The organism is Flintibacter muris (assembly GCF_943192995.1).
Lineage (GTDB): Bacteria > Bacillota > Clostridia > Oscillospirales > Oscillospiraceae > Lawsonibacter > Lawsonibacter muris.
Map to the genome: position 1 here is coordinate 1 of NZ_CALPCP010000086.1, position 5,526 is coordinate 5,526.

Annotated in this window: 8 protein-coding genes; all 8 read right to left on the bottom strand. The window is 61.9% G+C overall.

The features are described from left to right. Window positions 1-185: hypothetical protein (locus NFS22_RS23025; RefSeq protein WP_251319963.1), on the bottom strand; the 185-nt coding region annotated here is incomplete at its 3' end. A 75-nt stretch (window positions 186-260) separates the two neighbouring features. Then, on the bottom strand, window positions 261-1,040 hold the full coding sequence (locus NFS22_RS23030) for a CAP domain-containing protein (RefSeq protein ID WP_251319964.1): 780 nt from the start codon (window positions 1,038-1,040) through the stop codon (window positions 261-263). Between the two features lie 128 nt (window positions 1,041-1,168). Then, on the bottom strand, window positions 1,169-2,023 hold the full coding sequence (locus NFS22_RS23035; protein WP_251319970.1) for a class D sortase: 855 nt from the start codon (window positions 2,021-2,023) through the stop codon (window positions 1,169-1,171). Between the two features lie 36 nt (window positions 2,024-2,059). Beyond that, complete coding sequence (locus tag NFS22_RS23040) at window positions 2,060-2,989, bottom strand: cell wall anchor protein (protein WP_251319965.1); 930 nt, start codon at window positions 2,987-2,989, stop codon at window positions 2,060-2,062. Window positions 2,990-3,003: 14 nt separating this feature from the next. Further along, window positions 3,004-3,474 carry a SpoVG family protein gene (locus NFS22_RS23045; RefSeq protein WP_251319966.1) on the bottom strand — a complete coding sequence of 157 codons (471 nt, stop codon included), beginning with the start codon at window positions 3,472-3,474 and terminating at the stop codon, window positions 3,004-3,006. 37 nt (window positions 3,475-3,511) lie between these two features. Continuing rightward, the gene (locus NFS22_RS23050) at window positions 3,512-4,270 is read right to left on the bottom strand and encodes a DUF3849 domain-containing protein (protein ID WP_251319967.1); all 759 of its coding nucleotides are present in this window, start codon (window positions 4,268-4,270) and stop codon (window positions 3,512-3,514) included. Further along, window positions 4,260-4,766 carry a hypothetical protein gene (locus NFS22_RS23055; protein ID WP_251319968.1) on the bottom strand — a complete coding sequence of 169 codons (507 nt, stop codon included), beginning with the start codon at window positions 4,764-4,766 and terminating at the stop codon, window positions 4,260-4,262. Before NFS22_RS23055 ends, NFS22_RS23050 begins: the two co-directional genes overlap by 11 nt. Window positions 4,767-4,788: 22 nt before the next feature. Next, on the bottom strand, window positions 4,789-5,526 hold a 738-nt coding region (locus tag NFS22_RS23060), incomplete at its 5' end, for a DNA adenine methylase (protein WP_251319969.1).

Sequence of the window (5,526 nt, forward strand, 5' to 3'; positions counted from 1 at the left end):
ATCTGGTGCAGATGGCAGGTACCCAGAGCCGGGGACTCATACTTGACCCCATTGTGGGTGCAGTCGTCCATCTTGATCGTGTCCGGCGTGGCGGCGAGGGCTGTGCCGGGGAGCAGGCCCAGCACGCAGACCAGGGCCAGCAGAGCCGCGATCAGGCGGATTCGGGGAAAATGGAACTTTTTCATAGCTTGTCAGCCTCCTTTTTGACAGAAAACGGCCCTCCAGCTTGCGCTGGAAGGCCGTTTTGGTTTTATTTTCGCTTACGCATAAAAATTGACGCTGTTTGGGATTCCGACGAACATGTAGCAGTAGGTGATGCCGTCGTACTGGGTCACACCCACGCCGATGCAGTCGCATCTTGAGTCGATCATGGTCTCGAAGTGACCGGGAGAGTTGATCCAGTTGTCGACGGCGCGCCGGGCGGCGTCGTCTGTGCCGGTGAACACGGTGAGGTTGTCACCGAAACCGTAGGGGTAGCCGGCGTCAGCGGCGGCTTGGCCCTCCTCTGCGGCGTGATGCCAGGTGTAGCGCCGGTCGGAGCAGGCTTGGGCGGCGGTCATCAGGGCCTCGCTGACCGGCAGCTCCGACACGCCGTTGGCCTTGCGGGTCTGGTTGATCAGCCGGATCATCTCCTGCCGGATCTCCAGGTTGTCCGTCAGGCTGGCGCTGTCCATGCTGGCGGGAGCTTTCGGCGCGGCGGGGGCGGCGGAGCCGACCGTCAGCGTCATGCTCCCGCATTCCCCGGCGCTGTTGGATGCGGTGATCTCCGCGGTCCCCGCCCCCTTTGCGACAGCCACCCAGAAGGTCAGCACCTGCTCCACCGCTACCGTGTCCGGGTCGCTGGAGGTGACGGTGTAGTCCATGCCGCTGGGGCCGATGATCAGGCCGCTTCGCTCTCCCGTCTCCAGGGTATTGCCCTTGTAGCTGCTCACCCGGATGGGTTCGTTGGGCGCTTCCGCTGCCGCGGCGGGGACGGTGAGCCCAATGGTGAGGGTGGCTGCCGTCAATGCGGCGGCAATGCGCTTTTTCATGCTGGTCATACTTTTTTCCTCCTGTATTCCGTATTTTGTGGTGCTTTTGCAAGCAATACAATATCGGAACAGAGGTCAAAAGTCGAGAAGAAAATGCAATCTAAAACGGAGAAACGAGCGGGCGAAAACGAAGCATATTAGCTAATTTCCACCCCCTGGACGCACCACCGCTGATCCCGCTGGTCACGGACACAGGTATAAAGCGTGATCATGTTGGTGGTGGAGGCGGCGAGGGCGCTGCGGTCTGTCTCACTCACCTTGGAGACACTGGTCACCTCATAGGTTCGGGTCCCCAGCCGTGTGGTCAGGGTGATGGTATCGCCCACCTCCAGCGTGTGGATCTCCCCGAAGTGGTTGTTCACGCCCCGATTGTGGGCAGCCAGCGCCACATTTCCATCCCAGATGGAGGTGTCCTCAAAATGACCCGCGCCCTTCTTCAGCGCGGCGCTGTCCGTACCCTGGTAGATCTTGACGCTCAGACCGATGGCGGGGATCTTCAGTGTTCCCAGACTGCCGTTGCTGTAGTAGAGGTCATCTGTCACCGCCGTATAGCCGCCTGAAGCACTGCCGGGGTTGGTCACTGTCACCGAGGACGAGCCGGGGACATAGACGGAGCCGATGCCGGAATCCGTTTCCAAACTGCCGCCCATGGCGGGAGGCTGAATGACACCGGTGCTGCCGTTGATGATGGCTCCGGAGGTGGGCTGATAGCCGGGAGCCAGATTGGGAGTGAGGGGCGTGCCGGTGTGCAGGGTGTCGGCGCTGTAGCTGCCGAAGGCGGGGGGAGCGAGAGCGGCGTTCTTGCTCACGTCCTCGTTTTTCATGGCCCCGCCGCCAGGGGTATGCACCACCTCAATGGACGTGGACTTGCCGTACTCCGGGTTGCCAGCTCCGTCGATAGTGTACTCCAGAGGCTCCGCGGCATAGGCGGTCGCCATCATGGAGGCCGTCATGCACAGAGCCAGGAGGAGCATGGTCAGTTTCTTCTTCATCACATTCACCAGTCCTTTCTGATTACAGGTTTGGAATTACGCATCCTCATCTCCGCCCTCGGCCAGCTCACTGCGCCGCTTGAGGAACAGGGCGATCCCGATGCCGCCGCCAGCCGCGGCGATGAGGCCCAGAGGTGCCAGCAGAAGCGGCCAGTTGAAGCTGGCGGCGGGGGCCGGATCGGTTGCCTCCAGACCGTCGTCCACAGGCTCCGCAGGCTGGAGGGGCGTCCCCTCGAAAATTGCCACATACCGGGTCTTGTTCAGCGCGATCCTGCTGACTGTACCAGTGTAGTCGGCGGTGACGGTATAGCCTTTGACGTAGCTGCTGGTGGCGCTGCCGGTGTAAGTGGCCACGGCGGTGTAGCGGTCGCCCAGGGCATAGCCGTCCAGGCTGCCGGTGTTGTCCGTCTGCCAGCTGACGTCCTGGAGGGTCAGAGTACGCCCGCCGTCCTGGATGGTCTTGGGGATGTACTGGGTGTCCTGTCCCGCCAGATTGGGATAGGTCCGGGTGGCGGAGATCTGCTTGGTGGAGCTGCCGTAGCCGGCCACCTCCACCTGCACTGTATCCAGCCGCAGGGTCAGCGTCCCGGCAAGGCCGTCGTCGGTGATGAACGCCTTCTCCTGGGGCAGCAGAGCCAGCACAGAGGCCATATCCTTGTTTTTACTGTCCAGCGTCACCGTCTCGGTGTGCTGGCGGCTCTCATGCTCCGGAAGTTCCTGCTTGAGCAGATCCACCAGGGTATAGTGGTATCCGTCCTGCTCGAAGTCCGAGCGGGGGATGCCGGTGGGATCGTCCTCCGGAGACAGGTCATAGAATTTGCGGATCTCGGCCCCATCCTCGCTCTGGGTGACGGAGCTGGGGTAGCAGACCTGGGTGGGGTCGGCCCACTCCGCCGCGTGAGCGGCGGGAGCGAGGGCCATAGTCAGCGCCAATACCAGGGCGCAGACTGCGGTCAGTTTCTTCATCGTCGTTTCCTCCTCTACATTTTCATTTCCGGGGCGGGTGGAGCCGCGTCGTCGCACGCTCCGTATCCCTCGTCCTGCCGCAAGCGACAGGACTCGCTCACTTCACTGCTCCTCCTTTCCCCAGCGAAACCGCTTCGCTGGGTTTCGCCGGGGACCCCGTTTTCCTGCTGGCGCTGGGGGATCTGAGCCAGAGTCTGCTGATAGGCGTCCAGCACTGCCTGATGGAACTGCTGGTGGAACTCCTTCGTACAGGGAAAGCAGATGTCCTTATAGCCGTCCCTGCCCTTGTAGCTGGGCAGGGAGACGAAGGGGCCGTTGCTGCCCTCCACCACCTTGACGCCCCGGATAGCGAAGCACCCGTTCAGGTTGACGGAGGCGTCCGCCAGGACGGGGCCGCTGGCGTGGAGGGAGTGGATTTTCACATCCACCTGCATGGGGAGGGCCTCACGCTGAGATGTGAGGGCCGGGTCAGGGGCCTGTTTCATTGTCGGTTCCTCCTAAAAATTTTTTGGTAAAATGGAATTACTCCATATTCATGCCGCCCATGGCGGGCCCGGTGTCCTGCTCCTGCTGGGGAGTGCGAAGCTCCTCCAGCTTCTCCCGCGCCCAGTCCGGCAGATACTGCTCATCCAGAACGCCAGCGAAGTCGGAGCGGTTCCAGCGGGTCTTTTCGCCGTCGCCCAGGCAGGTGGCGTAGACCGCCTGACCTCTGGCGTGGGGAGAACAGCCAAAGCCGCCTTCCGCCAGCCAGAGCATATTGCGGGGGTCCCAGCAGCTCTCCCGGAGCGTGTCGGGACGCATCACCAGCACTTTGCCCTTGTAGTTCTGCTCCAGCGGGTTACCGGCACAGTGTTCCAGGCCGAACAGCCCCAGCGCCTGGTATGCGTCCCCGGCCTGTCCGATGAACGACTCCAGCAGTGCCGCGGCGGTATCCACCGCATAGTAGCGGTTATACTTGCCGTCCGGGGGAACGAAGGTTTTCCTGCCCCACTGGTAGGTCTCATCGCTGACCAGATGCTTGCAGGCCGACTCGCGGAACTCCTGCAGGGAGTTGGCGAGAACGAAGTTTACACGCTTAAAGCCGAACTGTTCCAGCACAGACTGGGCGCAGCCCTCGGCCAGCAACTCGTCCGCCTCATTGAAATAATCCCGGACCGCCTGCTCAATGGCTCTGGCGCAGTCCACATTCACCCGAAAGCTGTCCTCGTGCATCTGCGTCTGCCTCAGACGGCGGGCGTCGGCGCGGGAGTAGGGGTACAGATAGGGAAAATCAGCCGCCATAGACGGTATCCTCCGCAATCAGATGCTCCTCCAGCCTGCCCAGGCAGGCGCCCACCACCATGAAGGTCTCCAGCAGATCCGCCGGAAGGTCCCGCAGGTCATAGCGGTGTTCCGCCGCCAGAACCGTGATGGTGTGGGCCTCCTCGTCCACCTCGGCGCACAGCTTGGCCCCATCGGGGATGCCGGCGGCCTCCCGCAGATACTCGTTCACCTGAACGGCTTCCTCCTCGAAGTCGTTGTAGGGGCAGCTGTCCTTATCACAGTCCTCACAGGGGCCGCAGACCTCCGACAGGTAGTGGAGCAGCTGGGCCGACGTGCTCGTGAGCTGTTGGACAACGGCCAGCAGCTCCGGCGCGCTCATCCGCCCTTTCAGCACCAGCATGGCCCCATCCAGGGTGTGGTACTCCACCTTGTCGCCGGCGTTGAACCCGGCCAGCCGTGCGGCGGTCACTGGAAGCAGGAGGCCCTTGGGTGTGATCTCTTTGATGAATTTCATGTGATATTCCTCCGTTTTCTGATTAAATTTCCTGCCCGAAATCAAACAGGTTCAGCTGTGTGGCGGCACGCTGCCGCTCGGTCATGTCATAGTTGGCGATGAACACCTCGGCAAACTGGCAGTTGGGGTCGTACCGCTGCTTGATGTTGTTCAGCCGGGTGACCGCCTCGATCTGGATGCCGGGGGCATCGTACAGCTCCCGGACAAAGGCGTCGTCATTGTAGGAGAGCAGGAACTTCCCCTCAATGGACAGAAGGGCGTCCCGCAGGCGGATGTGGTCCTTCTCTGTGAATCCGTCCTCCCCGATGTTCTGGTAGTACCCCTCGGTGGCATGGTAGGGCGGGTCGCAATAAAAAAGGCTCACCGGGCGGTCGTACTGCCGGATGAGCTTCTCAAAATCTTTGTTCTCCACCACCACGTCCTTCAGACGCCGGTGGGCCTGCTCGATGAGAAGGAAATTGGCCCGCATGTCATGGGGCTGGCTGCCGTAGCTGGTGAGGGCGGAGGCGTAGCTGTAGCGGATGATCTGATAGAACCACGCCGCCCGCTGGACGTCGGTGGTGCGCTGGCGGCGCAGGGCCAGCCGCACCCGGTCAAAGTCCTCACGGGAATTGAGAACATATTTCAGGGCGTTCATCAGCAGATCCGGCTTGTCCCGGACACAGCGGTACAGGTTGGCAAGAAGGCTGTTGAAGTCGTTGTAGACCTCAAAATCCCTGCCGGGGGGCTTGTGGAACAACACCCAGCCGCCGCCCCCGAA